General features: G+C 67.1%; 1 protein-coding gene. It reads left to right on the top strand.

Annotated features, from left to right (window positions below):
- Positions 1 to 50 precede the first annotated feature (50 nt).
- A protein-coding gene (locus Van01_RS32670; RefSeq protein WP_204015813.1) for an IS3 family transposase occupies positions 51 to 1,297 on the top strand; the annotation gives its coding sequence in 2 pieces (ribosomal slippage) (positions 51 to 333 and positions 333 to 1,297; 1,248 coding nt in all).
- The last annotated feature ends 27 nt before the right edge of the window (positions 1,298 to 1,324 follow it).

The following is a 1,324-nucleotide window of genomic DNA, read 5'->3' as shown; positions in this document are numbered from 1 at the left end:
GAACCGCCCCGGATCTTGTAGAGACTTCCCCGCTTGGGAAGGATCGAGAGATGGCAGGAACGAAGCCGTATCCGCAGGAGTTGCGTGAGCGGGCGGTGCGGATGGTCGCGGAGGTGCGGCCGAACTACGAGTCGGACTGGGCTGCGATCACCGCGGTGGCGGCTCGGCTCGGGATCGGCACGGCCGAGACGTTGCGCAAGTGGGTCCGGCAGGCGCAGGTCGACGACGGTCAACGGCCCGGGGTGACGTCGGAGGAGTCGGCGGAGTTGAAGCGGCTGCGGCGGGAGAACGCCGAGTTGCGTCGGGCGAATGAGATCTTGAAGGCCGCGTCGGCTTTCTTCGCGGCCGAGCTCGACCGGCCTACGACACGCTCGTGACCTTCGTCGACACGTATCGGGGCCATTTCGGCGGGGTCGAGCCGATCTGTCGCGTGCTGCGTGGGCACGGGCTGCAGATCACCCCGAGCGGCTACTGGGCGGCCAAGAAGCGTCCGCCGTCGAAGCGGCAGGTGCGTAACGTGCAGCTGACAGAACTCATCCGAGAGATCCATGCGGTGAACTACGGCGTATACGGAGCCCGCAAGGTCTGGCATGAGCTGCGGCGGCGTGGTTACCCGACGGCTCGGTGCACGGTCGAGCGGTTGATGCGTGACGCCGGCCTGGCCGGTGTGGTGCGCGGTAAGAGGATCCGCACCACCACCGCCGATCCGGGGCATGAACGGGCCGCCGATCTGCTCAACCGGGACTTCACCGCCGGCCGGCCGAACCGGTGCTGGGTCGCGGACTTCACCCATGTGGCCGCCTGGTCCGGCGTTGTTTACGTCGCGTTCGTCGTCGACATCTATTCGAGGGCGATCGTCGGTTGGTCCGCGGCGACGAACAAACGCACCCCGCTGGTCCTGGCCGCCCTGGACATGGGGTTGTGGCGCCGCGACCGCGCCGGCCAGCCGGTCGGGGTAGGCCTGGTGCATCACAGCGATGCGGGCAGTCAGTACACGTCGTTCCGGTTCACCACCCACCTGCTCGACGCCGGTATCGACGCCTCCATTGGCAGCGTCGGTGACGCTCTGGACAACGCGTTGATGGAATCCACCATCGGCCTCTACAAGACCGAGCTGATCAAACCCCGAGGTCCGTGGCGCAGCCTCGCCCAGGTCGAACTGGCCACCGCCGAGTGGGTCGACTGGTACAACAACCAGCGCCTGCACTCCGCCACCGGGCACGTCCCACCCGCCGAATACGAATCGATGTTCTACGCTCAACCCCAGCCCCGCGAGGTGGTTGGAGCCAACAGCTGAGGTCTCCACAGAACCCGGGGCGGTTCA

Origin of the sequence: Micromonospora andamanensis (genome assembly GCF_016863495.1) — a bacterium.
GTDB classification, from domain to species: Bacteria; Actinomycetota; Actinomycetes; order Mycobacteriales; family Micromonosporaceae; genus Micromonospora; species Micromonospora andamanensis.
The sequence above is the reverse complement of the archived record's forward strand: the minus strand, read 5'-3'. Positions and strand labels throughout refer to the sequence as shown.